This is a genomic window from Arthrobacter sp. Z1-15, from assembly GCF_054792395.1.
This window is the reverse complement of record NZ_CP096454.1, coordinates 216226-242317: the sequence shown is the minus strand read 5'-3', so window position 1 is coordinate 242317 and position 26092 is coordinate 216226. Positions and strand designations below refer to the sequence as shown.

Below are 26092 nucleotides of genomic sequence, written 5' to 3'. Positions count from 1 at the left end.
GCCCAGACTCTCTCGCAGATCGCCACAAGGCTCGCGAAGAACTGCACGCGCGTGTTCAGCGCGGCGAGAATCACGACGACGACAGTCGAAAACTGGGGCCGAGGAACGGTCAGACACAAGTTCCACAGCCCCAGTAGCGACATCCCGCCAACGTCGTTTCGGATGCTAGCGCAGGTGAATACCTAGCAGCCGCCGATTGCGACCGCGTAACGCAGTGCGCCAAGGCTGGGGTTTGCATATAGTTCCGTTTCGCCTGCAGTTACGCAGAACTCCTCGGACGCATAAGTGTAATCGACTCTGATTTTCACCGTCGAACCATTGCTGGTGCAGTGATTATAAATGCCCTTTTCATAGTTTCCATCATCCCCACCTCCGAGATTTCCCGTAGTGAGCGGGTAGAAGCCGCAAGGAGATGCGGCTTGGCCTGCAGGCGCGAGTGCCAGCGATCCACCGAGCAAGACTCCAGCTGTGATCGAGAATGTAGTCATTTTCCTCGCTATGCCCTTCATTTTTAGCACCCCCCGATGGCATAGGAGTATGAAATTCTCTTGTCTTGGTTCACAAAACCAAGGCGAGACTCACCCGGAGGGAGGCAAAGGTCCAGGGGACCGTCCGCTGTATCAACCCTCACGTTCACGTTCGACCCGTCACTGGTGCAGTGGGTATAGTGAGCGACTCGCCTCTCCCCCGAGAAAGGACTCCAAGTGAAGGGTTTTGGAAGGCTGATAGTCGAGTCGTAGTACTCGGTCTTCTCATAGTGTCCGCACACTCCTGCACTGGCAGGACCCGCTCCAATCAGCCCTGAGGCCGATGCAAGCGCCGTGGCAAGCAGCGCAGTGGCGCCGGCCGTTGATGTTATTTTTCTAAAGCCTGCATTTTTCATAAGTTACAATCTCCAATGTAGATTGGTTCTTAACTTTTTTTGAATGTGGCGAAATAACGTAAATGACAATACCAGCAGTAAGGTGAGCATGCAAGGGAAAGAATTGAGTAATTCGCGAAAATCTGAGATCAAGTGGAAATGGCAGAGTGCGGCCATCTTCATTCTCATCGTCTGCGGCGCCACCCTCTTCTGGCTATTATCAAATGGCGTCATAAGTCAAGGGGTGGCGCTCTGGACTATTCCATTCTGTTTCGTTACGATCGCCGCACTCATCACATACATTGCGATCATGAACCGGCAAAAATAGCTCCTTGAATATGGTTGGGCAATGGTGAATCCGGCACCCGGCCGGGAAGTCCCGGCGGCCAGGTCTGGATCGGAGGCTTGCGGCAGAGGCACACTGGTCCCGTGAAGGGAAACCCCTGGGTTCTGCACGTTGACCTCGACCAGTTCATCGCGGCGGTCGAGGTGCTCCGGCGCCCGGAACTCGCAGGCAAGCCGGTCATCGTCGGCGGCCGCGGAGACCCGACGGAACGGGCGGTGGTCTCCACCGCCTCCTATGAAGCGCGGGCCTTCGGCGTGGGGTCCGGCATGCCGCTGCGCATCGCGGCCGCTTCGGATCTGGTGATGGCCGCCCTGCGGGCCCAGCCCGGTGCCGTCGTGCAGGTTCTGGGGTGGGACGAAGCCTTTGTGGGAACGGAGACCGGAGATCCGGAAGCCTACGCCCGGCAGATCCAGGCCGACGTCCTGGAGCAAACGCAGCTGCACTGCAGCGTGGGCATCGGCGACACCCTGATCCGGGCCAAGAACGCCACCGACTTCGGCAAGCCCGCCGGCGTCTTCCGCCTGACCGCCGGGAACTGGCTCGACGTGATGGGCGAGCGGCCCACCAAGGATCTGTGGGGCATCGGCAACAAGATCTCGGGCCGGCTGGCGAAGCTCGGCATCGCCACCGTCGCGGAGCTCGCTGCGACCGATCCGTCGACGCTGGTTCCGGAGTTCGGCCCCAAAATGGGGCCCTGGTACGCGGAGCTCGGACGCGGAGGCGGTACGAGCGTTGTGGATGACACCCCGTGGGTGGCCCGCGGACGCAGCCGTGAAACCACCTTCCAGCAGGACCTCACCGAGCCGGACCAGGTGCACGACGCCGTGCAGGAGTTAACCGCGCAGGTCCTGAAGGACGTGGAAGCCGAGGGCCGGCCGGTGATCGGGCTGACCCTCAAGGTCCGGTACGCGCCGTTCACCACCAAGACCCACGCCCGGAAGATCCCGGAGACGTTCGACCGGGAAGATGTCCAAGCCAGGGCCATGGACCTGGCCGGCGCGATCGAACCCGGCCGCCCCATCCGCCTCCTGGGCCTGCGGGCCGAAATGGCCATGCCCGACGACGCGCGGAAGGGTCACACACCCACGCGCGGCGGCTGGTGAACCCGGGAAACTGCCCTGCGGCCGCCGCAGAACCGCGGAACGGCTGCTTGCCCGCGGACCGGTTCACCCGTGGCTGGGTTCACCGGTGACCCGGTGGTCGGCGTGGTTGATGGTTTCACGAATCAGCCGCTCGAGATGCCCGTCGCGCAGGGAGTAAATGACATGCCGGCCGTCCTTGCGGGTCTCGACCAGTCCGCTCAACCGAAGCTTGGCCAGGTGCTGGCTGACGACGGTGCGTGAAACTCCCGCACCCGCGGTCAGCTCAGTAACCGTTTTAGGACCCCGCAGCAGTTTCCACAGCAGAGCCAGGCGGGTTGGTTCAGCGAGCAGGCGCAGTGTGGCCGCCGCCGCCTCCAGGAGTTCAGGGCCAGGCTCCACGGCGTGGACCAGTGAGGGCGCCCCTGATTCGGGAACGGGCGGGCCGGGATGTTCGCTGCTCAAGCGCCATCCTCCTTTTCTACAGCTGCGGGCGCTTCCGCCGGCATAGACCGGGGCCAGGACAGGAAGGCTCCCGCGCTGCCCATTATTGCAACAAGCGTCAGCGCTGCTGCGGCCCAGCCCAGGCCGGCAGTTGCCCCGAACCAGCCGGCCAGCGGATACGTCAGAATGTAGCAGGCATGTGAAAGTGAGAACTGGGCGGTGAAGACGTAGGGCCGGGTGGCTTCAGTGGAGGCTTCCCGCAGCAGCCGCGCCGACGGTGTCAGGATCGTGGAGTTGGCCGCTCCGAGCAGGAGCCAGAGCCCGAGCAGCAGTCCCCATCCTGAGTCCGGAACAACGGCTACCACCGCGGCGGTGGCAGCCAAAGCAACCGGAATGACGGCGGCTCCGCAGAGCATCACCGTCCTGTCACCGAATTTTTCCAGGACCGGCGGTGCAGCCAAGGCAACAACCATGGAGCCGATGCCGAAGCTGGCAAGAGCCAGGGCCAGATCACTGTCCGAGCGCTGCAGCACATCCCGGACAAAAACCACGGTGTTGACCAGAACCATGGCTGTTGGTGCGGCAACCACCAGGTTCAGGGCCAGCAAGGCGCGCAGCCTGCGGTTCCGCCAGAAGATCCTGGTTCCGAGCGTGGTGCGGTGCCACACGGACGTCTGCTCGCCGCCGGTTTGGCGGACCGGAGGCAGAGCTGTCACGGCAACCATCAGTGCCGAGCACAGGAAACCCGCAACGGTTCCGAGGAAGAGGTTGCCGTAACTGAGCATGGTCAGCAGCAGGGCTGCCAGAGCCGGGCTGACCAGCGCCTCCAGGTCATACGCCAGCCGTGAAAGAGACAGGGCCTTCGTGTACTCGCCCCGGTCAGGAAGGACCTCCGGGATCACGGATTGAAAGGCAGGAGTGAACGTTGCTGATGCCGCCTGCAGCAAAAAGATCACCACATAGATCTGCCAAACCTCGCTGATGAAGGGGAGGCTCAGGGCCATCCCCGCCCGCACAAGATCAGCACCAATCAGGATCCGTTTTGTGGGCCGCCCCGCCAGCAGTGCGTTGATCAGCGGAGCCAGCCCCACGTAGGCCGCCATCTTGATCGTGAGCGCGGTGCCGAGAACCGCACCGGCGTTGCTCCCGGCGAGATCGTAGGCCAAAAGGCCCAGGGCCACCGTCAACAACCCGGTTCCAACCAGCGCGATCACCTGAGCGGCATACAGCCGCCGATAGACCCGGTTCCGTAAAACTGACCACATGACGCCGCCTTTGAGTGCATATGTGCATGCTTACGCACATATTGTAGCCGGTTGGGCGGCCAGTACGAGGACAGCGCCTTCCCGCGGCACCCCCGGCCAGGTGGCCGGCAGTTACCCGGCAGCCCGGATGCCCTGCTATCCCCCGCCCGCCGGAAGCCGCCATGTCGACGCGCTGCGTCTGGACCGCGCACCCGCGACGAGCAGAAGCGCAAAGAACGCTGTGATCCCGGCAGCCCCCAAAACTATCCGAGCCCAGGGAGGCAGGCCCCAGAGCGTGGCGGAGGGCGAGAGCAGTCCAAAAACACCCGAAATCAGTACATACGCTCCTCCGCCGGCAAGAATCACGGACGAAATGAGCAGTGCCCGGAACCGCACCAGCCGTGAGCGCGGCGCAAAGTTGTCTGCGTAGTCGCCGGGCTGCCCGAACGCCATGGCAGGATCCTCGCCGGACTCCGCCACATGGCTTTCCACTTCGCGGACTATCTGAGTGACCGCTTCGTCGGGAACGCCGCGGAATTCGAGTGCATCCCGCAGGTCTTCGGAGTATTCCGCATAGGGCTGCTCAGTCATTGCCTGCCTTCTTTCCGGAAATGATCGACGTCGCGTTGGCGGAAAAGACTCCCCAGTCCGCCCGCAGGGATTGAAGCCGTTCCTGCCCGGCGGGCGTAATTGCGTAGTATTTCCGGCCCGGACCGCCGTCGCCGCCGCGCCAGGTTGCCGTGAGGACCCCGTCCTGCTCAAGGCGGGTCAACAGCGGGTAGAGCGTGCCGCCCTTAACGACTCCGAGCCCGCCTTCAGCCAGCCGCTGTCCGATGAGGTAGCCGTAGGTTTCCTCCTCGCTGACGATCGACAGGACCGCTGCGGCGAGGACACCCCTCAGCCACTCGGACGGCCACTGCGAAATTTCCATGACTAGATCATGAACCCACCTAGTTGGTAAAGCAACCTAGTGTGATGTTTTTTTCAGGACCGGTTGCACCGAGTTGAGCACGGAGGCCGGCACAGCGTCAGTGAACGGAAAAGCCGCCGTCGACGGCGAGTGACTGGCCAACAACGTACGCTGAGCCCGCGCCGGCCAGGAACAGTGCGGCGCCGGCGAAGTCCTCCGCAGTGCCGTTGCGCCCGATCAGGGTCCGGGCGGACAGGGAGCGGACGGCGTCGGGGTTCGAGCTGAGCCGCTCGTTCAGCGGCGTCCGCACGAACCCGGGCACCAGGACGTTCGCGGTTATCCCGTGCGGAGCCCATGCTTCAGACTGCGACCGCGCCAGCGCTTCCAGCGCCGCTTTCGAGACGCCGTAGGCCCCGCTGGCGGCGAAGGGCCGGTGTGCCTGCTGGGAGCTGATGTGGATGATCCGTCCAAATCCACGTTCGGCCATGCCCGGCGCAAGCCGCTGGCCAAGGATGAACGGTGCGTCGAGGTTCACCCGCATCGTGGCGTCCCAGACGGCCTCGTCCAGCTCTGGCATCGGCGGGCGGAGATTGATTCCGGCCGAGTTCACGAGGATGTCGACGGCGCCGACAGCGTCGGCAAGTGCATGTGCACCGTCACGGGTGGACAGATCCGCGGCGACGCCGGCCGCGGAGCCGCCGGACTGCCGGATGTCCTCCGCCGCGGCGTCGACGGCTGACGCTGTGCGGGAAGCAATAACAACATGGGCGCCTGCCTGTCCCAGTGCCAGCGCGATGGCACGGCCAATCCCTGAGCTTCCGCCGGTGACGAGCGCCACGCGACCGTCCAGGCCAAAAAGGTGCTTCAGGTATGCCGCGGAATTCATGGCACGAGCCTAGCAACGCACCGGGCGCAGGACCGCGCCCGGTGCGGAGTAAGACGCTAGGCGGTCTCGTCCCCCACCCGGATGAGGACCTTGCCGGTGGTGCCGTTCTCGACGGCGTCGTGCGCGGCGGCGGTGTCCTCAAGGGAGAACCAGGTCAGGGGAAGCCCGGCCTGCTCCCCCACCGGCAGGGCGCCGTCGCGCAGCGCAGCGGTAATGTCCTCCGCCGCCGCGTAGTGTGCTTCCGAACCAACGGTGTAGACGAGCACACCCTGCCAGCGGACGTTCTTCGCGAAGCTCGGGATGACCGGAACGGTGAATTCGTCGCCGTTGTTGTTCGCGTAGTAGGCAATGCTGCCGTGGTTGGCGATCACGTCGACGTCGAGGGCCGCGTTCTGCGCCGGGGACACCTCAACGATGTGGTCGACGCCGTCGGGAGCGATTTCGCGGATGCGGTCGGCTTCCGCGTCGTCGGGGTAACGGACAACGTGGTGGGCGCCGGCCGCGCGGGCGAGTTCGGCTTTGGCGTCGCTGCTGACCGTGGCGATGACGGTTGCGCCCGCCCAGGCGGCGAGCTGGATCGCGGCATGGCCGACGGCGCCCGCACCGCCCTGGACGAGGACCATGCGTCCGCTCAGTGCGTCCGGGGCAAGACGGGACGGCCCGAACTCGTGGACAGTCAGGGCCCGGTGCGCCGTCATCGCGGGCACGCCGAGGCTGGCGGCGACGTCGAACCCGATGCCTTCCGGAAGCGGCACAACACGGTCCGCGGGGAGGACAGCGAATTCCTGGGCGGTCCCGGTCGGACGGCCGTGGGCCGCGAGGTAGACCCAGACCCGCTCGCCCACCTGGGGATGAGTGACGCCGTCGCCGACCGCGTCGACAACTCCGGCACCGTCCTGGTTCGGCACCACTTCGGGAAAGGGGGCGCCGCCGGCGCGGGCCTTCCAGTCGGTGGGGTTCACGCCGGAGGCGACGATGCGGACCCGCACTTCGCCCGGGCCGGGAGCGGCGACCTCGCGGTCAACCAGATTGAGGACGGAGGAATCACCAGCGGAGGAATACACAATTGCTTTCATGAGCACTAAAAGAAGCAGGTTCCGCGTTCTATTCCCGGGACGTGGTCCCGGGAATAGAACCTGCTAGCCCGCTTCACGAAGCCGCTTCACCTCGCGGGCTACTTTGTCCTCCCGTATCTTGAAGGCAAATTTGCCGTACAGCGCCAGCCCCCAGGCGATCGCGGCAACTGCCAGTCCCAGGATCGGCCAGACAGGCCAGAAGTAGCCGTCCGGCGTGGTCAACCACCAGATCAGCAGCATTGCGGCGGCGGCCAGGACCCACACCACCAGTACGGCCTTGTAGACGGTGCGGGCTATGACGATGGCGCGGGCGCGCCGTTCGATCTCAGCATCTGGATTCATCAGGTTTCTCCTGTACTGGGAAGCTTCATCCAGGCCGTGTGTGCCTGAAGCTGGACGGCTGGGGTACATGATGCACCAGCCGCGGCCGTTCTGCCGCAGTAATTGCCGGCAGATTCTGCTCGCTTAGGTCTCCTCGGCGGCTTTCAGGCGGCTCGAGCCCACCGCCGCCGCGAAAGCCTGATAGTCCCTCTCGTTCTGATCGGCATAGCGCTGGGCGAAATCGGTGATCGCCGCATCGAACTTCCCGCTCTTGCCGAGGTATGCGGCGATGGCTACCGGATCACCGGAGCGGGCATGGGCCCGGGCCAGGGTCCAGCCGCAGGCCCGCGCATAAAATGCCATCCCGGCCGGGCGCATCGCCTCCACCGCCGCGGAGCCCTTCATATCCCGCAGCTGCCGCCAGTACAGGTACCGGTTGTCCTGCACGCCCTTGGTCCAGCCCAGAAAGATGTCGCTCGCAGCCTGCAGCAGCCGCTGGCCCTGCACAACACGCTCGCCGGGCTGCCGGTACTTGCTCTTGGGCAGGTGGTCCTCCAGTACGGATCCGGTGGCCTCCTTGACCTGGAGAAACAGGGGATCCTGCTGGTCGCGGCCCTGGAGCAACACAATGAAGGCCCGGGTGCCGACGCTGCCGACCCCAACGACCTTGCGTGCGGCATCAATGATCTCGAAACGCTCCAGCAGGGTTCGCCGGTCGGCCGGCAGTGTGGCCCGGTAGGACCGGAGCTGTTCATGGAGCGCCTGCTGCACCTCGTCCCCGGACAGGCCGTACGCGTCTTCCAGTTCCCGCAGGGGAACGACCAGGGGCGGTTGGCTGACAATGCGGTATTTTCCGTCCACAAACTCTCCGAGTTTGGAGAGCGCCTGCAGGCTGTCGCGGGTGCGTGCCTTGGCTGCGGTCTTTTGCACGGCCTTTTCCACCCGCCGGGACTTCTTGGACATCTTGTTCTTCCGGGAAGCCTCCTCCGACACCATGCTCTGCAGCGCGTCTTCGGACAGCCGCGCGTACCAAATGTCCAGGGTTCGCATCTGCGCAAACTGAGCCATTGCCTCGCGGTAGGCCGTCACCGCCGCGAGGGCCGATTCCCGGGCTTCCTTGCCGGTGAACCCGTTGTTCCGCGCCGCGATGATGAAACTGGCTGCCAGCCGCTCGACGTCGTACTCGAACGGTCCCGGAAGGGTCTCGTCAAAGTCGTTCAGGCCAAAGAGCAGGTGACGCTCCGGTGAGGCAAACAGTCCGAAGTTGGACAGGTGGGCGTCTCCGCACAGCTGCACGCGCAGCCCCGACCGCGGAGTGTCCCTCAGATCCGCGGCCATGATCTTCACGGCTCCCCGAAAGAAGGTGAAGGGGGAAGCCAGCATGCGGGCGTGCCGCACCGGCACCAGGTCCGGCTCCCTGGTGAGATTCTGTTCCTCCAGCAGGGCAACCGGATCGGGCCGGTTTGGTGCGGGCATCCATCCTGCGTGGCTGGAAAGGGGCGTCTTTTCCCGGCGTGCTTTGCCCTTGGCTGTCCGTTCCTTGACGCTCAGGTGTTGCCCGGTTTTTTGCCCGGTTTTTTGCTCCGCTTTTTGCTCCGGCATGATCGGGTGACCTCCGTTTGTTGCCAGCGGCCCAAACCCCCTCGGCCGGTGCTTTCAGGTCCAAGCGTGGCAGGAACCCACCCGGTTGGATAGGGCATCGAAGGGCAGGGCACCGGGCACCAGGCACCAGGGCGACCGGGCACCAGGGCGGGGAGTCAGGCGGGAGCGCCCCGGGAGCGGTGCCGGCGGACTGCGGCCCGGTTGGCGCAGCGCACTGAACAGTAGCGCTGACGGCCGTTGCGGGTGACGTCCACAACCACCTGCCCGCAGGGCTCTGCCGCGCAGATTCCGAGGCGGTGCATTCCGCGGGTCACGAGATGCAGCGAAGTGCCCACGCTGATCACGGCCCGCAGCACCGAAGGCAGCGCCTGGTTGTCGTCGCGGTAATGCAGGTGCCAGCCTTCGCCGTCGTGGTCTGTGAGCCGCGGATACGCGGTGGCGTCGGCCATCTGCGTGTTCAACAGCGCAGCCCGGCCGCCGGGATCCGGCGTGCGGACTATATCCAGCCAGTCATCGACCACCCGGCGGGTCCGCTGGTGATCGTCCGGGCAGACGGGAAACCCCATTGTCATGCCGAACTCCCGGGTGCGCTCCACCACCCCCGCCCGGGAGTCCGGCCATTCATTGGCCAGCGACGCCGCGAGCAGGACGGCGTATTCGCCGTAAGGGTTGAGATGCATAAGGGCATTACACCATGCTGGATTCCATGCCTACCACCCCGGCCTCAACCGAGTCTCCCCGCCAGCTGCAGAACCCCGGCCACGAGCATTCCTGGCTGACCGAGTCCCGTCACCGGGTATCCCGCGGGCTCATCCTCTATGTCAGGTGTTCCCAGTGCACGGCGCGGCGCGTGGACTTCCAGGCGCCCTCGCAGCCCGTCCCCTCCGGGATCAGCCGGACTGTTTAGCGCGGCTCAGGCCCGGCCGAATACCGCCACAAGGAAGTCGGAGTCCGGAGCGAACGGCCGCAGGTCCCAGGTGGAGAACTTCTGCTGGCATTCCAGCCCCGCGGACGCCGCGTCTTCGAGGAACTGGCCGAAGTCATAGCCTCGGCCGGCGCCGAACCCCGTGACCAGGCGGCCGCCGTCGGCCAGGTGGTTCCGCATCCGGGCCAGCACCTCGGCCTGGGTTCCGGGGGCCACAAACGTCATCACGTTGCCGGCGCAGACAATAACGTCGAACGGCTCGGCAACCCCTTCGGCGGGCAGGTCCAGCTCCGCCAGGTCGCCGACAAACCACTGCAGGTCCGGGAAGTCCTGCTTGGCGGCTTCGATCAGTTCGGGATCGACGTCGACGCCGACGACGTGGTGCCCGCGGGCAGCCAGCTCGCCGCCCACTCGCCCCGGACCGCAGCCGGCGTCGAGGATCCGGGCGCCGCGCGGAACCAGTGCGTCGATCAGCCGGGCTTCACCGTGCAGATCCGCGCCCTGCTCGCGCATCTGCTGAAACCGCGAGATGTACCAGGCGGAATGGCCGGGATTCTGCCGCTTTTTTGCTTCCCAGAGAGTTTCGTTTCGCATCTCTCCAGCGTACGTCTCCCGCCGTCAGCGGCAGGACGACGCGGACATGCGGGACGCGGACAAAGCCGATCAGAGCTTGCGGGCTTCCCGGACGTTTCTTCTTCCGGCGAGGTAGAGAAAGAGGGGAAGAATCAGCAAAACGGCGGTAACCACGAGGGCGATTTTCACCTCCAGCGGTGTTTCCCGGGAAAGGTCCCGCTCGCGGGTCTCGTCAAAGAGCACAAAGTGCGCTGGATCCTGCCGATCCACGTAGAGCCGCACCTTTTCTCCGGTGCTCCATTCCGGTTCGGGGAATGATTTCTTCTGCGACCGGGTCTCCTCGATGGTTCCCTCGGCTTCGCCATCCTGGGCGGGGTAGCTGATCTGCGCCGTCGTTGTGGTGATGTAATCCCAGCCTGAACTGCTGTTGCCGTAGTGGTACCGGTCGGTTTCATGCTCAACGGTTACGTCGCTGACAACTGCCGTGGTGGCCGCTCCGTTGGCCTCGAGCCAGGCGTAGTCATCCTGCGTCTCGTAGGCGTGCTGGATCCAGACGGCGCTCCCCGCAATGATCAGCACCGCCAGAACCAGGGCAATCCGGCGGAAAACCCCGGTTTTGCGGGCCAGCCGCTCCGCGTTCCAGCCGGGTGCAAAGTACCCCGTGCCCTGACCGTCATTGGTGTAATACCGGGTGGTGTTGCTGATTTCAAAGGCGAAGCGGCTGGTGCTGCGGTTAGCGGAGCGTGTCCATCCTTCCGGTGGCACAAACGGCACGTTCTCCTCGGGTTTGCCGGATGAACCGGTTTCTCCGTCCCGGTCAGATGCCTGTTCCGGAGCCGGATCGGCACCGGGAGGTTTTTGCTGCACGTTCTGCCTTTCCTAGCGGTCAATCATTGTTCGGCGCGCCTGCGTCAAAGAGAGCCGCTGTGAAGCGGTGCCCGGCGGCGGCGGCCCCTCGAATCTACAGGGCGTTTTGGTCCATGGGGGCAGACTAGCGCGGGCAGCCAGGCACGGTTGACTGTGTGACGACGGCGGTGCCTTCGTTCGCGGGGAAGGCACCGCCGTCGTCGCCGTAGCTCCTCCGCACCTTCCGTTCATCCGCCTGAAACAGCACCGAAACTCCGACTGACTAGCTTGTTGCCACGAGCTACAGGAGGACACGATGAACGCAATGATGTTGGGGCGCGAGGCCGCCGAGGTGCTGACCAAGGGACTGGGCCGCAGGAAATTCCTCTCTGCCGCGGCGGGTCTCGGTGCTCTGGCTGTCGCCACAGGGTGCAGTGCCAACGCGGCCCAGACACCCTCTCCCGCAGGTTCGTCCGGCACGGCGACGGCGGGCGCAGGCACGGCCGCTACCGGCACTTCCGGACCGTCGCCAGCCCAGCCGGGGAAGATCCTGCAGCCGCACACCGGTGACATTCCCGGCGACCACTACCTCGCCTCCACGCCCGACGACGTGCTGTGGGGCTACGTGCCCACCGTGCATGCCACGCCCGTCGCGCGGATCAAGTCCGGGCAAACCATCACCATCGACGCCCTCTCGCATGAAGGAATCCTGGAAGACCAGGGACGGGATCCGCTCTCCTTCTTCGGCAGCCACAGCGTGGCCGAGGACGGCGTGCTGCAGGACGCCGTCGACATCGCGGCCGGCTACAACCGCACGCCGCGGAACTTTGATGCCGACGGACCGCATGTGGTCACCGGCCCCGTCGCGGTGGAAGGCGCGGAACCCGGCGACGTGCTGAAAATCGAAACGCTCGACGCCGTGCCCCGGGTTCCGTACGGCGTCGTGTCCAGCCGGCACGGCAAGGGGTCGCTGGCGCTGCAGAACGGCGCGGCCGCACCGGAGGGCATCACGCTGGAGGAAGTCATGCCGCCGGCGGCCTCGGACAACCGCGCCTCCGGTATACCGGCGGATTATCACAACGTTTCCGTCTTCACCGCGATCGAGGACGGCAAGGGCGTGATGACCAGCGGCGACATGAAGGTGCGCTTCCCGCTGCGCCCGTTCATGGGCATGATGGGCGTGGCCTTCGCCGAAAGCAGCGGACTCACGGATGCGGAGGCCAATTCGGTGCCGCCCACCCTCGGCGGCGGCAACATCGACATCCGCCATCTGGGCCCCGGGTCTACGTTTTACCTGCCGGTGAAGGCCGACGGCGCACTCTTCTACGTGGGCGATCCGCACATGGGCATGGGCGACGGCGAGGTGGCCCTGACCGCAATGGAAGGGTCCCTGCGCGGCACCTTCCGGCTGACCGTCTGCAAGCCCGGTGCCGGCGACGCCCCGGAACTGGCGCACCACTACCCCTTCGGGGAGACGCCGGAGGCCTGGATTCCCATCGGCCTGTCCGACCCGGACGGTCTGGGCGGCGGCGGCGTGAGCAGCGACCTGAACGTGGCGATGCGCAGGGCGGTGGTCAATGCCCTGGACTTCCTGGAGCAGGAAAAGGGCATGGACCGGGCCGTGGCCTACGCCTACCTTTCGGCGGCCGCCGATTTCGCCGTCTCCCAGGTGGTGGACCGGACCGTGGGCGTCCACGGGCTGATCCGCAAGGCGGACTTCGGCTGAGGGCTCCGGTTGCTCTGCCGACCGGCGCTACGCTGGCGTCACGGATGCAAAGAACCACCTGACGGTCGCCGCGGAACCGGCTGGCTCCTACAACGCCGAAGGGCCCCGCTGATCGGCGAGGCCCTTCGGAGATTGTGCTGCTGAGAGGTGGAAACTACACGTCCTTGCGGGTCCTGTTCACAATCTTGGACCGCACGGTGACCGCCAGCACGATGAAAAGCAACGCGTAAAGCACCAGCGGGATCGGCCCGTCCACGAACACGGAGTAGTCACCGTTGGAGGACAGCAGCGCATCGCGCATGCTGGTTTCCGCCAGCGGACCCAGCACCACACCAATCATCAGCGGAGCCAGGGGCATTCCGTGGCGGCGCATGAGGAAGCCGACCATACCGAGCCCGAGCAGCATCAGCAGGTCGAACACCGCCCCGGAGGTGGCGTAGACGCCGAGGCCGCAGAATACGGTAATTCCGGCGTACAGGTACGGGGCCGGAATGAGGAGCAGCTTGGACCAAAGCCCTGCGAAGGGCAGGTTGATGATGAGCAGCACGATCATCGCGATGAAGAAGCTAGCCAGCAGTGCCCAGACCAGGTCGGGGGAACGGTCAAACAGCAGGGGGCCCGGCTGCAGTCCGTACTGCTGGAATGCGGCGAGCATGATCGCTGCCGTGGCCGAGACCGGCAGGCCCAGGGCGAGCAGAGCTCCCATGGCGGTGCCGGTGGTGGCGTTGCCGGCGGCCTCGGGAGCGGCCAGGCCGCGGATGGCGCCTTTGCCGAACTTCGGGTTCTTGCGGCGGCGGTCAATGCGCCGCTCCACGTCGTAGGAGATGAACGTCGGAATCTCGGACCCGCCGGCCGGGATGACGCCGAAGGGCAAGCCGATCGCGGTGCCTCGGGCCCATGCCGGGGCTGCCTCTTTGAGCTCGGCGCGTGAGAGGAAGGGACGGCCTGCGGAGCTGACCTGCTGGTCGGCCGGATCCCGGCGTATCCGGGAGGCGATATGGAATACCTCGCCCAGGGCCAAGATGGCTACGGTCACGGTAATCAGCGAGATGCCGTCGAACATCTCGGGCGCACCGAAGCTGAAACGTTCGGCGCCTGAGAACGGGTCGATGCCCACGGTGGCGATACCCAGGCCGATCACGAGGGCCGCGAGGCCCTTCACCGCTGAGTCGGAGACCACGGAGGACGTGGCGACAAAAGCGAACAAGGCCAACGCGAAGAATTCAGCCGGACCGAAGTTCGCCGAGAAATCGGCCAGGGCCGGGGCGAGGAACACGACAAGAACGGAGGCCACCATGCCGCCGATGAACGCGCCGATGGCTGCGGTGGCCAGGGCCTGCGGGGCCCTGCCGTCCTTGGCCATTTTGTGCCCCTCGAACGTGGACGCGATGGCCGAAGCCTGCCCCGGGGTGTTCATGAGGATGGCCATGGTGGAGTCGCCGAACATGCCGCCGAAGTACACACCGGCGAACATAATGAACGCGGCAGTCGGGTCGAGGGCAAAGGTGATGGGCAGCAGCAAAGCCACCGCCATCGAGGAACCCAGTCCCGGCAGGACACCGACGGCGGTGCCCAGCAGGCAGCCGACGAGTACCCACAGCAGGTTCATCGGCGTCAGGGCTGAGGAGAAGCCCTCCATCAAGAGATTGAGTGAATCCATGTTAGAAACCTCCTCCAAGGATGCCGGAGGGGAGGTTGAGCCCCAGGCCGACCGAGAATGCCAGGTAAACCGCACTGCTGAAGAGCAGGGCGAATGAAATGTCGAAGACCGGCCGGCGGCTGCCGAACCCCTTGGCGACCGACCAGAACAACAGGGCGGCGGCGATGATCCAGCCCAGTGTTTCCAGGGTCAGGGCGAAGAGCAGGAAACCTCCTGCCGCCCACAGGACTGCTGACCAGTCCGTGAAGGTGCGGTAACGCTGGGTGGACGTCTCCTGGGGATGTTCCGGAGAACGCACGTAGTGCAGCGCCAGCAGCACAGCCAGGACGTACCCGGCAACCATCAGAATGCCGGGGAAGAACCTCGGACCGGGGAAGTCCGTGCCCTCCCCCACGTCCATCGTGAGGATTCCGAACAGTAGATAAGTGCTAAACGCCACCATAAGGAGCGACAAGAGCAGCCCGCTGCGACCGTCCCGCCACGAGGTGCGGACGGGGGTCCGTCCGTCCGTAGTCTCAGTACTTTCGCTCGGGTGCTGCTCCGCAGTACCTGCGGATGAGGGCCCTGGAGTGCTCATCAGCCGATCTCCTTCACTAGTTCACCGATGCGCTGCTGCTCCGAAATCATGAACTCATCGAACTCGTCACCGGTGAGGTACACATCGGCCCATTTGTTGCGCTCCACGGCGTCCTTCCACTCGGGGGTCGCGATGGTTTCCTCGATCAGGGTCCTCAGCTCCGCGAATTCCTCATCTGTAATTCCCGGAGGTGCCACGATGGCCCGCCAATTGGCGAGATCCACGTCGTAGCCCTGCTCGGCCAGCGTGGGCATGTCGACGCCGTCGAGCCGCTGCGGGGCAGCCAAACCGAGAGCGCGCAGGCGCCCCGAATCAACCTGATCTGCAACATCCTTGTACCCGGATGTGGCAGCTTTGGCGGTATCCGTGATGAGCGCCTGAGCCGCCTCTCCTCCGCCGGATTTCGGGATGTACGTTGTGACGGAGGGGTCCACACCGGCAGCGAGAGCAAGCTCGGTCATGACCAATTGGTCAAAGGTGCCGCCGCCGGTCCAGGCAATCGCCGCCGGGTCAGCCTTCCAGGCCTGCACCAGGTCGTCGAGAGTCTTGTACGGGGAACTGGCCGGAACCACAACGACGTCGTACTCCTCCACCACACGGGCGATGGGCCGCACGTCGTCGTGCGTAACGGCGGAGTCCAGCTGCGCCACGCCGGCGACCAGCCCGGCGCCCGTGACCATCAGGTTGTTGGCCTGCCCGGACATGGTGGAGAGCTGGCCGAGGCCAATGGTGCCGGCAGCCCCGGGGATGTTGACCACCTGCGTGTTATTCACCAAACCGTTGGCACGCATGGCCTGTTGCTGCTCGCGCATGAACGTATCCCAGCCCCCGCCGGCGCCTGCCGGAGCAATCAGGGTGAGGTTTGCGCGAATATCGGAGCCGCCGGAAGCGGACTGGATGGAAAAGAAGCTGGCCAAGCCGATCGTGGCGACAGCCACGATGCCGTAGGCGGCCAAAAAGATCGGATGCTTGCGGCGTGTGCCGGACCCGGCTCGATCTGGTGAAGAGCTCACGAAATCAACTGTCCTTAGTGGGGGGAGAAGGGACATGAACGCTGGTCAGTACTCAACGTCGTAGTAACCACCCAAAGATCCTAAGTGATCCCTGTCATATTGACGGGGTCGGCCTGGCTGCCGCTCTTAACAAACTCCACCTGTTTTGCTTTTTCTGCTCAGTGCGGAGAACCTGAAGAACAAAATTCGCCCGCAAGATGAATTTTTTCATCGTCCTTCTTCACCCCCACCCACGTCGGAGACTTCATGACCGTCATCGTTGCCCGCACCAGCACTCCCGAGGGCGAGGCCGCGCTCAGCGCCTCCATCGAAGAAGCCCGGCGCCGCCAGGAAGACCTGGTGGTTTTCAATTTGGAAGGCACCCAGCTCGACCCCGAAGGCACCGAGCTCGACGGCGTGCCGGTCACCTACCGCATGCCGGATCCCCGCAACCACGACGCCGTGGGCGATCTCCTCGACGCTGCTGAAGCGATCGACGCCTCCGCTGTGGTCATCGGTGTCAAGCACCGCAGCCCGGTTGGCAAGTTCCTGCTCGGCAGCGCGGCGCAGCAGATCCTGCTCGAGGCCAACGCCCCGGTGATCTCGGTTAAGGCCCGGCGCCTCTAAGGCGATACAGAGGACGACGCTAAGGGCGACCCGTTTGGCCCGTGTCTAGTGCACTATCTTTCTTCCTTTGTGGGGAGATCGCGGCACATGGAGTAGACGGAGGGGCCACCTGAAATTTGCGTCGTCGCAGTGATGGTGAATCCGTGGCGTTCATATAGTTGTACATTTCGCTCGTCGGAGGTCTCCAACCCCACCGAACCAATACCGTCGATCTGTCGAAGGCCTTCAGAGATGATCGCGGATCCAATGCCTTTTCCTGCACTGGCAGGATGCACGCCGAGAGTCGCCAGGTTCCAGGCGTCAGAGGGGAGACTCGGAAGCTGCAGTCCCATGAGGATCTCTAGTCGGTTGCCCAGCAGTTCCGCAATGCGTGCTTGTGTATCGCCTCCGGGCTCAGGAGTATCAGGCGGAAGGAAAGCCCCCACCCCTCGCACCCCCTCGTCGACTAAGACGAGTCCGTGGCATAGGGCGTGCTTCAAATAGAGAGTTTGGAGTTCCTCAAGACGCGCCTCGTAGTGATCCGCCGGAATGGACCATCGGGTCCAGGGATAGCGATCGAAGGCGAGGGCAAGTGTTCGGGCCGCTTGGGGAAGATCTGCTGCGGTCGCAGAACGAAGGATGTGGCTCACACCACCGACCCTATCCCCGACGTGATCGGGGCGAATATCGCCCCGTTGGGCGGGCCGGAGGGCCGGGGACTGGCGCCTGGTTAATCCTGCTATGCGCGTGATCCGATCCTTTGCGGGACAGGCACAAGAAGTGACAGGGACGTTCGATGTGGTGATCCGTGAGATTTTAGGCCGCTAGGCTGGCTTGTACACCGACAGACACCGGCCTCGCGGCAGGTCCTGTCCGGTTGCCGCTACTGTTCCGGTCGCAGGTCTTCCTGGTTTGGAACAGAGGATGGTGGTCAAAGGAAGAGAGTACGTACGTGAGTACAGCACATTGGACGAGCAGTCGCTTGTTGAGTACGGCCGCACGTCTGAACGACCACTACCAGAGCCAACGTTTGACGGGCCTGGACGTCACCCATGCCGGCGCAACCACGCTGGAGGCACTTGCCCACAGCGGCCCGATCAGCCAGACGCGCCTTGCCGATCTGGTGCATATCCAGGCTCAGACCATGGGAAGAGTCCTCGAAAAGCTTGAGGTTAAAGGGTTGGTCTCCAGGGTTCGCGACACGCTGGACACGCGTTCGATACGCACCCGCATCACCGTTCGAGGCCAGGCGGTAGTCGAGAGTATCGATCTACTGCGTGGGTCGCCGGTGGAATCAGCGGGATTGTCGGACCAGCTTCTCCGCGGCCAGCTGATCGCCCTCATCAATCGGCTCGAGCCCACGCCGGCCTGACGCACCGTGAGCGGGGCAGAGCTACACGGGCGACGCCCGCCGGCCCTGAAGGAACTGCTGGGCTGCGGAACCGTGCGGCGGGCGGTCGCTAAAGACGGACCGATCCCTCGATGCAGCTCGTGACGTGGCCGCCAACCCAGATCTTTCCGTCGCGGAGGCTGACGTGCACCCGGCCCTGCCGGCCGAGTACTGTTCCCTGCGACGCAGTGTAGGGCGCCGTCGCCAACTCTGTGTCGATCAGCCACCGTGCCAGGCCCGCGTTCAGGCTGCCGGTCACGGCATCTTCCCAGACGGGGTCTCCTCCGACGAAGGCACGCACCTCGAACTGGGTTTCGGCTGTGGTGTCGTGCGGGCCCACCACGCCGATTTCCAGGTCGCCGGCCTTTGCCGGATCAGGTTCCAGGCTCAGGACGTCCTGCGCCGAGGAAAGACGGACACCAATCCACTGCGGACCGTTGACCAGCCATGACACAGCAAGGACGGCCTCTCTCGGAACCCCCAGGACCGTCGCTATCCTGCGGGTGAGCGGTTCATCCACGGGTTCGTAGCGTGTCAGGGGCGGCGCTTCGAAGGCCAGCAATTCCTCCTCGACCCGGACCGGGATGAGCCCGGCCGCGCATTCCTGGAGGAGGGTCCCACCGGATTTGGGGGATCCGCCGGCGTCGAGCCACGCTTTGGCCGACCCCAGCGTGGGATGGCCGGCGAAGGGCAGTTCCTCCTTGGCGGAGAAGATCCTTACCCGGTAGTCGGCCTCCGGACTGCTGGGTGCCAGGAGGAATGTCGTCTCAGAGAGGTTTGTCCAGGTCGCGAACCGCTGCATCTCCTCCGTACTCAAGCCGTCGGCGTCGTGCACCACCGCCAGTGGATTGCCTCGATACGGGTCGGCGGAGAAAACATCAACTGCACTGTAGGGGCGCGCTTTCATAGCGCTACTTTAACAAGGATTCTCCAGCGCCCTCGGGGCTCCGGGTCGTCGATCACGTGGACCTTTCGGCAGAGATATCCGCTCCAGTCGCGACCGGTGTTCTACAGCAGCAGGTGGAGAACGATTGTGTGCGATGGAGTCGCAGTACTTAGTGGCAGACTGCCTAGTCTCATAAGGCGATGCGCCAACATGCGCATTTGCGGGCAGGGCCAATGCAACGGTGAAGCGCTTGAACGTCAACCCTGTTCGCAGTGCCCTTCCCTAGCGGTGCCGGGGTAGCCGCTGACCCTTACCTCTTGGTGCTGCTTGCCGGGCTGCTACCGGTATCCCGAGTACTGGTGTTGGCGCGGCGTCCGATGAGAAACCACAGAAGCGGACCGATCATGGGAAAGGCAAGCACTACGAGAACCCACACCGCCTGTGCGAGGCCGGTGAGATGGTGAGAGCGCGCAATGTCGATGAGAACCACGACAAAGAGGAGCAGCGAGAGCACCCCAATCCCGAGAACGGTGAACTCCCACTGATTGGGAATGACCGGGTTTGCGCCTTGAGCTGCTGTCCATGCCAGCATTACAGTCCCCCTTGTTTCTGGGCCCGGCGAGATACGGACACCGTCTCCACCCTAGGCGCACATCTCGAGTTCCTTCAGGGATCCTTCACGGGACTTGCCCCACTGCCGTGCTGACGGGAAGTCCCAGCCGGCATTCCGCCGGACAGCCAGCGCCAGCTCTACGGCGGGAATGTCAGCCGAATCCAGACCAGGTCATCTAAATCTGCAGCTTCAAGAACGTTGGAGAGTTTGTCGACTCGATCCAGGTGCCAAAGCAAGCCCGCAGGATTATCTCGACGGCGCAGACGTGACTCCAGGACTTCCGGACGAGCCACGAGCCACGAGCCACGAGCCACGAGCCACGAGGCGGCATATAAACATTTCCTCAGAACCGAGAGCATCAAGGTAACGAGGTATTTCGGTTGCTATCTTAATGACTCCCGCGATGATGAACCGCTTTGCTCCCGCAGCACGATAACTGTTCGTGAGGCTTTGGAGATTGACCAACTCGAGTTCGCCGGACTAAGTGGATCATTCTGAGGGATCATCTCTGCTTCGGGTGGTACCAAATGTTTTACAGCAGCAGGTGGAGTCCGCTGTGTGCGATGGCGGACGCATCGGTCCGGCGCTCAGCATGCTGTTTGAGGAGCACGGCTTCGGGGCCCTCCTGATCTGCGAGCCGAGAACCGGCTGTGATGAAAGCCGTGCCCAGACGGATCAGGGCGCGGGAGGTGAAACCTGCGTGGGCACTGGTGGGGGCGGGCTGGTAATACCCGAGGACGGCAGAACTCATGTCGGCTCCTGTGTGTCGATGAGTGGAAATGCGTTGAAATGCAGTTGAACGGGGCGGGCCCCGGGTGTCTTGGGATCGCTTCGGTAGGTCTCGAGCTTCTCGCGCAGTACCGTTTCCATGTCCCGGGTGAACGCCTCCAGCTGTTCTGCGGTGAAGTGGGCGTTGAAGGTGCTGATCACCGGGGCCTCGGCCCACTCCGGCGGCATTGCGGACAGGTCGCTTGCCATGAACGCGGCCAGCAGTTCTGCACGTCCGCGCTCAAAGGTGCGGCTGACCTGCCGGACCGCTTCCCGGACGGCGGGGTCCTGTTGTGTGGGTGCGTTGATGGTCAGGGCTCCGCGCGTGCGTTGCCACCACCTCTCACGCCCCGAACCTCGGTCCGTGATTTCACGGACCAGGCCGTGGCGGGCCAGTTGCCGGAGGTGGTAGCTCGTGGCACCGCTCGACTCCCCTACCCGCTTGCCGATGCTGCTGGCTGTTTGTGGCCCGTACTGGGAGAGGACCTGGAGCAGCTGCACACGGAGGGGATGGGCGAGGGCCTTGAGGACGGGGCCTTCGAGAATGCGGTCGCCGTCCTGGGTTGGAGTCGGCTCGGGGAATGATGCTGGGGTCATGGTGACAGCATGCCACCGCAAAGGTTTATTTGCAAACGTTTCTTTGCATTTGGGGTGCGGACTTCTCCATAGCGTTCTGGCACGATGTATCCGCGAACGAGACGGGCCCCCAGAAGTGTGGCCGGCCTTTGAACCGGGACATTACGCCCTGTCTAGGAAGCGGATAACTCCTTGGCGTCGAGTTCAATGGTCAATTTCAGGCACCGCAGGCGGGCCGGGGAGTAGTCGTAGGGCATCATTCCAATGGCCTGGACCATACCCATGGACTCTTCCCCCCTGTTACAGCTTTGACCAGCCTCATCCTTACCTTCATCAGCGGTAGCGGGGTGTAATGCGTCCCAGGAGTCGAAAAGTGCATCGTCCCCCTCCGCCAGGCCGGAATCCTCAATGACTGCTTGAAGCATCAACTCGAAGGCGTGCCGTTTGGCAGCCGCCTGTGCCACGCGCGGGTCGTCGACGGCGACCGTGTCATCGAGTGCCTCTTCGGCGGCATCAACCCGATCGGATTCCTCCCGCAGACCCGGATGTGTGGCCAAGGCGACGTAACGGCCGGCGTTGACTGCCGCAGCGAGCGGACCGAAGATCCGCTCCATGACCAGCAGGCCATCCAGGTCCGTCTGGCGCAGGAAACCCTCGGGCAGACCCTCCAGCCGGCCGGTGACGAAGTCGGAGAGCAGACCCATCCTGCCCTCCACAGTGCGCAGGCGCTGCACGACGGCGGTATCGTGGCCGCTGCCCGCACCCGCAGGAGCCGTGTCGGCAAAAACGTCACGGATGTCGTCCAATGCGATCCCGCCGTCGACCATCTTTTGGACCCACAGCAACCGGATCATGGATTCGTATCCGTATCGGCCCTGGCCGTCGCTGCCCCGTTCGGACGCGGGGAGCAGACCAGTCTCGTGGTAGCTGCGGATCGCTTCCGAGGTGGTACCGACGAACCACGCCGCATCACCGATGACGACGTGCCGTGGCGGAACAAAGGACAAGTGCATGAGCGGAGCCTTCCTTAAGCCCGGGACAAAAGACCATCAAGCACATGCCCGCGCGCGGCAGGTAGCGGCACCCGGGGCTGGCTAAGCCCGCGTCCGATGCTCCGTTACGCGTCTTATTCATAGTGCCGGCAGGCTACCCGAGTATGTGCCATACGGACTAACCCATGCGGCACCCCGGTTACAGTTTTGGTTGTTGTATGAGTATCATCAAGCCATGAGTTCGCGTGAGATCTACCCTAATGCACCCCTGGTGTCCGTCTCCTTTGAGCTTCGCCACCCTGAGTCTTCCCCATTTACCCAAAATCAGAGATCTCTTTTTAAAGAGATGGTACGACAGTACCTTCCCATTATGAAGACCCAGCAGTCCACAACTCAAACTTTCGAGATCGGTCCCTCCGGACCAATTCAGCAGCTCAACACGGAAGAGTTCCCCAAATACTTAAACCGGGATAGCACTCTGGCCGCCTCAATATTGAAGAACTCAATTGTCGTGGAAACAACCCAGTATCCAGGATGGGACCATTTCCGCGAGATAATTATTGCTGTCTGCCTCGCCAGAAACGAGGCGTCAAGGATTGACGGGGTTGAACGCATAGGGATGAGGTATATCGATGAAATTCGCATTCACGACGATGTGCGTCCTGACTGGGGAAACTATCTTAGCGATTCCCTTCTAGGGCCCAGCATCGCTGGCGAGTTGGATCTACCCCTAGCACAGAGTCAAGGACTCGCGGCCTATGGACCCGCAGAAGGACGATCATTAGTCTTGCGCTACGGATCCAGTGAAGGTTTCGCAACTGACCCGAACGGAGAGTTGCGCCGTAAAACACCCCCATACCCTGGGCCCTTTTTTCTCCTGGATATTGACAGTTTTTGGGTTCCAGAGTCCGGCGTGCCTGAGTTCTCAGATACACTCCTCATGGAATACGCGGAGCACCTCCACACGCCAATTCGACGTACCTTCGAAGAATTAATTACCGACCGACTGAGAAACGAGGTGCTCCGCTAATGAATTCAGCAGCATACTCTTTGAAGTCTTCCAGACAAGGCTTCCGCCAGGAAGCTTGGGACTCTGGCACAGCAACATCCACAACTTCGATCAGGCCCACCTCGGCCCCAACTCCAATATCGGCACTTGAGCGCACCCAGTCAACAGGTTCTCTTGTCTCCCGTGTAACTTCATTGACCGAAACCGCCAGGTCCCAGCATGTTGATGCGCTGGCTTCGGAGTGGCGGATTCGGACCCAGAATAGAGCCAACTCAGGGGTCCAAGATCTCTTGGACCTAATCTCAGATTCAGGATTGGCATGGAGGGATCTTGCCCGAATGCTAGGCGTAAGTGTCCCTGCGATACAAAAGTGGCGTAAGGGTGAACGGACTTCGGGCGAGAATCGCCTGAAATTAGCAGGCTTGGTTGCTGGCATGGATCTTATTGCTTCACAGTTCCAAATTAAGGAAATTGAATCTTGGCTTGAAATGCCTCTCGTGGACGGGATTCCCGTGACCCCGATCGATCTCTGGGCGCACCACGCTTTCCTCGTTCTGGAATTCGCGAGTGGTCACCTCCACCCGGAGGCCGCCCTCGACCGGTTCGACCCCTCATGGAGGGAAACATATCACTCCGACTTCGAGACCTTCCGCAATGAAGACGGCGACATGTCAATACGGATGAAGGGCTGACTCAGGATGTCGCAGGTCCTTGAGACTCCAGGCACGAGAGAGACCCCCAATTGGGGCGCTTTGTACCGCGCACGGGGTGATGAAGTTTCAGTTTCTCGCCCTATATTTACAGGCGACATCTTCCGCCTGCGGGGAGTCGCTGGCGTGGGCGATGAGGACAAGATCACCTTGGTACTCCAGCACCCTTGCGCGCTGCGGACCAATGGCGTTGATCTGGCTCCACGCCTGTTGGTGGCGGATGTCCGTGAACACCCACTCATTGCGGTCGGGGAATGGAAACGTCGCTTTAAGATCATGCCACTCCCCGAAATGCAAGAATCCAACACGCACTTTGCTGCTCACCTCCAAGAACCCGACCTAATCGAGTCAGAATTACTTTTAGCGGAGAATCGGATCGTTTCTATGTCTCAAGCTGGAGTCAATCTCCTCCTCCAGCGTTGGGTCCACCACAACAGCAGGGTTATAGTACCAACCATTGAGTACCAGAAAGTTACCGAGGAACAGTTCGAGGAAGCAGATTTAGTGGAGGACTGGTGTGACGATTTGATGTCTGAGCCCACTGACATTGCAACCGAGACTGAAGCCGCACACAGTTGGCTTCGAAGTCCGGCTATAGAGGGAGGCCAGTCTTGGCAACAGTTGCTGCAAAACCCTCAAAGTCGAGCCTCTGTACGCTCAGCTATGAGAAAGCATGTGAGGACCTTGAAGGACTCACGAAAGCCTAATAGCGTCTGATATTCTCTCCAGCTCCTCAGCCATAACCTAACTGCTGCTCAAAAGAAGCGCTGTCTCGGCGAATTGGCTCACTCGGCGCTAGCGTCCGCGAAGCAGTCGCCCATCCTGCCCTAGGTGTAGTTCCCACGGAGGTTATGAACAGCGTGGCGTGATGTAAAGGGCGAGGGCCTCCGGTATCGATTTGGGTTACCACACTCATCTCGATGCCAGGAGGCCCGCATGTCCTACGTTACCCATGCCAACGCTGAGCTGACACCCAAGGGCAGGGTAGAGCTTGCCCGCCTTGTCGTTGAGCAAGGCTGGACACTGCGCCGGGCCGCGGAACGGTTTCGGTGCTCGGACGCATCCCGGACTGCGGCGGACATCGCGCCCTTGGACGGGCAGTCGGGAAGCGCAACCGCCGTGCCGGGGTCGGCTTCGCATACCTCCACCACACCGTTGATGACCACTCACGGCTGGCCTACTCAGAGACCCTCAACGACCAGAAACAAGAAACCGCCGCCGCTTTCCTGCTCCGGGCAATCGCCTTCTTTTCCGCGCACGGAATCACCGTCAAGGCCGCCCTTACCGACAACAGGGCCTGTTACCGCTCCCGGGCCTTCGCTGCTACCCTGGGCCCTGACGTCAAGCACCGCAGGACCCGCCCCTACCGGCCCCAGACCAACGGCAAAGTCGCACGCTTCGACCGCATGCTGGCCACCGTGTGGGCCTACGCCAAGCCCTACACCTCACAGAACGAACGTGCGGACACCTACAAGGCCTGGCTCCACCACTACAATCACCACAGAACCCATACCGGCATCGGAGGCAGAGCCCCCATCAGCCGCGTTCATAACCTCCGTGAGAGTTACACCTAGGGCCGGCTTGATTCCTCTATGCCGCGATGTGCTCTGAGCATGCACTTATCCGAACGACTGGCTTGAAACGGCTGCATTGATCACCGGCGGTTAACCTCGTCGGATTTCGCATCCACGCCCGCGACCCATGATGTGACCCCCAAGGGCTAAAATCGAGGAGACCTATTTCTCCTCTCTCCAAGCGAAAGTACAGAATACCCTTCACCGGGAACGCTGTCACCCAGAGGGGGCGTACTCCCGGCCGGTCCACTTATCGGCGTCGACCGCCACCTTTCTTGGGCAGCATCAGCGAAGCGCCCGTCGGCTTCAAACCCATGTCTGGCGAGAACGCCGATCTGGTGGCGGAGTTCCTCGGCCGGAACATTGTGCCGCCCAAGTGGATGGAGACGAACCCGGAGCAGAACGCGGTGGACCCCGCATCCTCGAATCGGAACGTCCGCCCCGCACACCCCAGTCGATACTCACGCTGCCCCTCTGCCGCTCGTCAGGGGACAGCCTCTCCCTATTGTCCCCTGATTACGGCACCGGATAGGCACCGGGTAGTACAAGGGTGGCCCGTACATATGGAGAGCGTGGCTAGTCGGTCTTTGAAGTACTGCTGGTCCACGACTCAACCGAAGAGCAGCGCAAGCAGAGGAAAGCAGTTTCCTTGGCGGCGAGCAGCTTCGCCAAGTTTCGATAACTCATCGTGGAATCCTTCGTGTCTCCGCCGACACTATTGGTGAGTTGGTGCACGAGCAGCGTCCTCTTACTTAGGAATGAATGGGCCACAGGCAGCCATGACATGCACCCCTCCTTGATCCATCTTGTCCTTCTGCCACTGTGACATGAAAACCCTAAGATGATAGGGAACACAGGCGCCAAAATTTTGCCGTGCGATTGGTTCCCTTACGTTCGCT

The 26092-nt window shown here is 63.0% G+C and carries 29 protein-coding genes and 1 pseudogene; 7 read left to right on the top strand and 23 right to left on the bottom strand.

Annotation, left to right across the window (positions count from 1 at the left end):
* Positions 1-182: 182 nt before the first annotated feature.
* Positions 183-488, bottom strand: a complete 306-nt coding sequence (locus tag M1D40_RS01240; RefSeq protein ID WP_461169913.1) for a DUF6355 family natural product biosynthesis protein — start codon at positions 486-488, stop codon at positions 183-185.
* Positions 489-511: 23 nt separating this feature from the next.
* On the bottom strand, positions 512-883 hold the full coding sequence (locus M1D40_RS01235) for a DUF6355 family natural product biosynthesis protein (protein ID WP_461169912.1): 372 nt from the start codon (positions 881-883) through the stop codon (positions 512-514).
* Positions 884-1291: 408 nt separating this feature from the next.
* Between M1D40_RS01235 and M1D40_RS01230 the strand changes: the two genes are divergently transcribed.
* Positions 1292-2311, top strand: a complete 1020-nt coding sequence (locus M1D40_RS01230; RefSeq protein ID WP_461169911.1) for a DNA polymerase IV — start codon at positions 1292-1294, stop codon at positions 2309-2311.
* Between the two features lie 63 nt (positions 2312-2374).
* Here M1D40_RS01230 and M1D40_RS01225 read toward each other — a convergent pair whose 3' ends face one another.
* The 11 genes from M1D40_RS01225 to M1D40_RS01175 form a co-directional block, all read right to left on the bottom strand.
* A complete protein-coding gene (locus M1D40_RS01225; protein WP_461169910.1) occupies positions 2375-2752 on the bottom strand; it encodes an ArsR/SmtB family transcription factor in 378 nt (125 codons plus the stop codon).
* Positions 2749-3996 carry an MFS transporter gene (locus M1D40_RS01220; RefSeq protein ID WP_461169909.1) on the bottom strand — a complete coding sequence of 416 codons (1248 nt, stop codon included), beginning with the start codon at positions 3994-3996 and terminating at the stop codon, positions 2749-2751. The genes M1D40_RS01225 and M1D40_RS01220 overlap by 4 nt, the downstream gene beginning before the upstream one ends.
* A 135-nt stretch (positions 3997-4131) precedes the next feature.
* Complete coding sequence (locus tag M1D40_RS01215) at positions 4132-4566, bottom strand: hypothetical protein (protein ID WP_461169908.1); 435 nt, start codon at positions 4564-4566, stop codon at positions 4132-4134.
* Entirely contained in the window at positions 4559-4906 is a 348-nt protein-coding gene (locus M1D40_RS01210) for a PadR family transcriptional regulator (protein ID WP_461169907.1), read from the bottom strand. Before M1D40_RS01210 ends, M1D40_RS01215 begins: the two co-directional genes overlap by 8 nt.
* 97 nt (positions 4907-5003) lie before the next feature.
* Positions 5004-5771 (bottom strand): SDR family NAD(P)-dependent oxidoreductase, encoded by a 768-nt coding sequence (locus M1D40_RS01205; protein ID WP_461169906.1) that lies wholly within the window; start codon positions 5769-5771, stop codon positions 5004-5006.
* 56 nt (positions 5772-5827) lie between these two features.
* A complete protein-coding gene (locus M1D40_RS01200; protein ID WP_461169905.1) occupies positions 5828-6847 on the bottom strand; it encodes an NADPH:quinone reductase in 1020 nt (339 codons plus the stop codon).
* Positions 6848-6910: 63 nt separating this feature from the next.
* Positions 6911-7189, bottom strand: coding sequence for a hypothetical protein (locus M1D40_RS01195; protein ID WP_461169904.1), 279 nt, complete (start codon positions 7187-7189; stop codon positions 6911-6913).
* A gap of 123 nt (positions 7190-7312) precedes the next feature.
* Positions 7313-8644, bottom strand: coding sequence for a DUF2252 domain-containing protein (locus tag M1D40_RS01190; RefSeq protein WP_461169903.1), 1332 nt, complete (start codon positions 8642-8644; stop codon positions 7313-7315).
* A gap of 281 nt (positions 8645-8925) precedes the next feature.
* Positions 8926-9450, bottom strand: a complete 525-nt coding sequence (locus M1D40_RS01185; protein WP_461169902.1) for a CGNR zinc finger domain-containing protein — start codon at positions 9448-9450, stop codon at positions 8926-8928.
* 233 nt (positions 9451-9683) lie between these two features.
* Positions 9684-10289: a class I SAM-dependent methyltransferase gene (locus M1D40_RS01180; RefSeq protein ID WP_461169901.1), complete on the bottom strand. Its 606-nt coding sequence runs from the start codon at positions 10287-10289 to the stop codon at positions 9684-9686.
* A 69-nt stretch (positions 10290-10358) separates the two neighbouring features.
* Positions 10359-11135, bottom strand: coding sequence for a DUF3592 domain-containing protein (locus tag M1D40_RS01175; protein ID WP_461169900.1), 777 nt, complete (start codon positions 11133-11135; stop codon positions 10359-10361).
* 295 nt (positions 11136-11430) lie between these two features.
* On the opposite strand from M1D40_RS01175, the gene M1D40_RS01170 reads away from it, so the two are divergent.
* Positions 11431-12840 (top strand): acetamidase/formamidase family protein, encoded by a 1410-nt coding sequence (locus M1D40_RS01170; RefSeq protein WP_461169899.1) that lies wholly within the window; start codon positions 11431-11433, stop codon positions 12838-12840.
* Between the two features lie 154 nt (positions 12841-12994).
* On the opposite strand, the gene M1D40_RS01165 is transcribed toward M1D40_RS01170, so the two are convergent.
* From M1D40_RS01165 to M1D40_RS01155, 3 genes are read right to left on the bottom strand one after another with little or no spacing between them, the layout of a single operon-like run.
* A complete protein-coding gene (locus tag M1D40_RS01165; protein ID WP_341395339.1) occupies positions 12995-14500 on the bottom strand; it encodes a tripartite tricarboxylate transporter permease in 1506 nt (501 codons plus the stop codon).
* Between the two features lies 1 nt (position 14501).
* Complete coding sequence (locus M1D40_RS01160) at positions 14502-15077, bottom strand: tripartite tricarboxylate transporter TctB family protein (protein ID WP_461169898.1); 576 nt, start codon at positions 15075-15077, stop codon at positions 14502-14504.
* A complete protein-coding gene (locus tag M1D40_RS01155) occupies positions 15077-16033 on the bottom strand; it encodes a tripartite tricarboxylate transporter substrate binding protein (RefSeq protein ID WP_461170976.1) in 957 nt (318 codons plus the stop codon). The genes M1D40_RS01160 and M1D40_RS01155 overlap by 1 nt, the downstream gene beginning before the upstream one ends.
* Before the next feature lie 303 nt (positions 16034-16336).
* Here M1D40_RS01155 and M1D40_RS01150 point away from each other — a divergent pair, with 303 nt between their 5' ends.
* Complete coding sequence (locus tag M1D40_RS01150; RefSeq protein WP_341395337.1) at positions 16337-16696, top strand: universal stress protein; 360 nt, start codon at positions 16337-16339, stop codon at positions 16694-16696.
* Positions 16697-16749: 53 nt separating this feature from the next.
* On the opposite strand, the gene M1D40_RS01145 is transcribed toward M1D40_RS01150, so the two are convergent.
* Positions 16750-17325 carry a GNAT family N-acetyltransferase gene (locus M1D40_RS01145; RefSeq protein ID WP_461169897.1) on the bottom strand — a complete coding sequence of 192 codons (576 nt, stop codon included), beginning with the start codon at positions 17323-17325 and terminating at the stop codon, positions 16750-16752.
* A 302-nt stretch (positions 17326-17627) separates the two neighbouring features.
* Between M1D40_RS01145 and M1D40_RS01140 the strand changes: the two genes are divergently transcribed.
* Entirely contained in the window at positions 17628-18047 is a 420-nt protein-coding gene (locus tag M1D40_RS01140) for a MarR family winged helix-turn-helix transcriptional regulator (protein WP_461169896.1), read from the top strand.
* 88 nt (positions 18048-18135) lie between these two features.
* Here the strand turns inward: M1D40_RS01140 and M1D40_RS01135 are convergent, their stop codons facing one another.
* The 5 genes from M1D40_RS01135 to M1D40_RS01115 all read right to left on the bottom strand — a co-directional run bounded on the left by M1D40_RS01135 (position 18136) and on the right by M1D40_RS01115 (position 21921).
* The gene (locus M1D40_RS01135; RefSeq protein ID WP_461169895.1) at positions 18136-18972 is read right to left on the bottom strand and encodes a PhzF family phenazine biosynthesis protein; all 837 of its coding nucleotides are present in this window, start codon (positions 18970-18972) and stop codon (positions 18136-18138) included.
* Positions 18973-19261: 289 nt separating this feature from the next.
* Positions 19262-19543, bottom strand: coding sequence for a PLD nuclease N-terminal domain-containing protein (locus M1D40_RS01130; protein ID WP_461169894.1), 282 nt, complete (start codon positions 19541-19543; stop codon positions 19262-19264).
* Between the two features lie 553 nt (positions 19544-20096).
* Positions 20097-20315 carry a hypothetical protein gene (locus M1D40_RS01125; protein WP_461169893.1) on the bottom strand — a complete coding sequence of 73 codons (219 nt, stop codon included), beginning with the start codon at positions 20313-20315 and terminating at the stop codon, positions 20097-20099.
* Positions 20312-20929, bottom strand: coding sequence for an ArsR/SmtB family transcription factor (locus M1D40_RS01120; RefSeq protein ID WP_461169892.1), 618 nt, complete (start codon positions 20927-20929; stop codon positions 20312-20314). The genes M1D40_RS01125 and M1D40_RS01120 overlap by 4 nt, the downstream gene beginning before the upstream one ends.
* A gap of 152 nt (positions 20930-21081) precedes the next feature.
* Positions 21082-21921 carry a MerR family transcriptional regulator gene (locus tag M1D40_RS01115; protein WP_461169891.1) on the bottom strand — a complete coding sequence of 280 codons (840 nt, stop codon included), beginning with the start codon at positions 21919-21921 and terminating at the stop codon, positions 21082-21084.
* 214 nt (positions 21922-22135) lie between these two features.
* Here M1D40_RS01115 and M1D40_RS01110 point away from each other — a divergent pair, with 214 nt between their 5' ends.
* On the top strand, positions 22136-22930 hold the full coding sequence (locus tag M1D40_RS01110) for a TIGR04255 family protein (RefSeq protein ID WP_461169890.1): 795 nt from the start codon (positions 22136-22138) through the stop codon (positions 22928-22930).
* Between the two features lie 413 nt (positions 22931-23343).
* On the top strand, positions 23344-23601 hold the full coding sequence (locus M1D40_RS01105; RefSeq protein WP_461169889.1) for a hypothetical protein: 258 nt from the start codon (positions 23344-23346) through the stop codon (positions 23599-23601).
* Positions 23602-23688: 87 nt separating this feature from the next.
* On the opposite strand, the gene M1D40_RS01100 is transcribed toward M1D40_RS01105, so the two are convergent.
* Positions 23689-23943 carry a hypothetical protein gene (locus M1D40_RS01100; RefSeq protein WP_461169888.1) on the bottom strand — a complete coding sequence of 85 codons (255 nt, stop codon included), beginning with the start codon at positions 23941-23943 and terminating at the stop codon, positions 23689-23691.
* A 719-nt stretch (positions 23944-24662) separates the two neighbouring features.
* Between M1D40_RS01100 and M1D40_RS01095 the strand changes: the two are divergent.
* Positions 24663-25193: pseudogene (locus M1D40_RS01095) on the top strand (integrase core domain-containing protein); the annotation flags it as partial.
* Positions 25194-26092 lie beyond the last annotated feature (899 nt).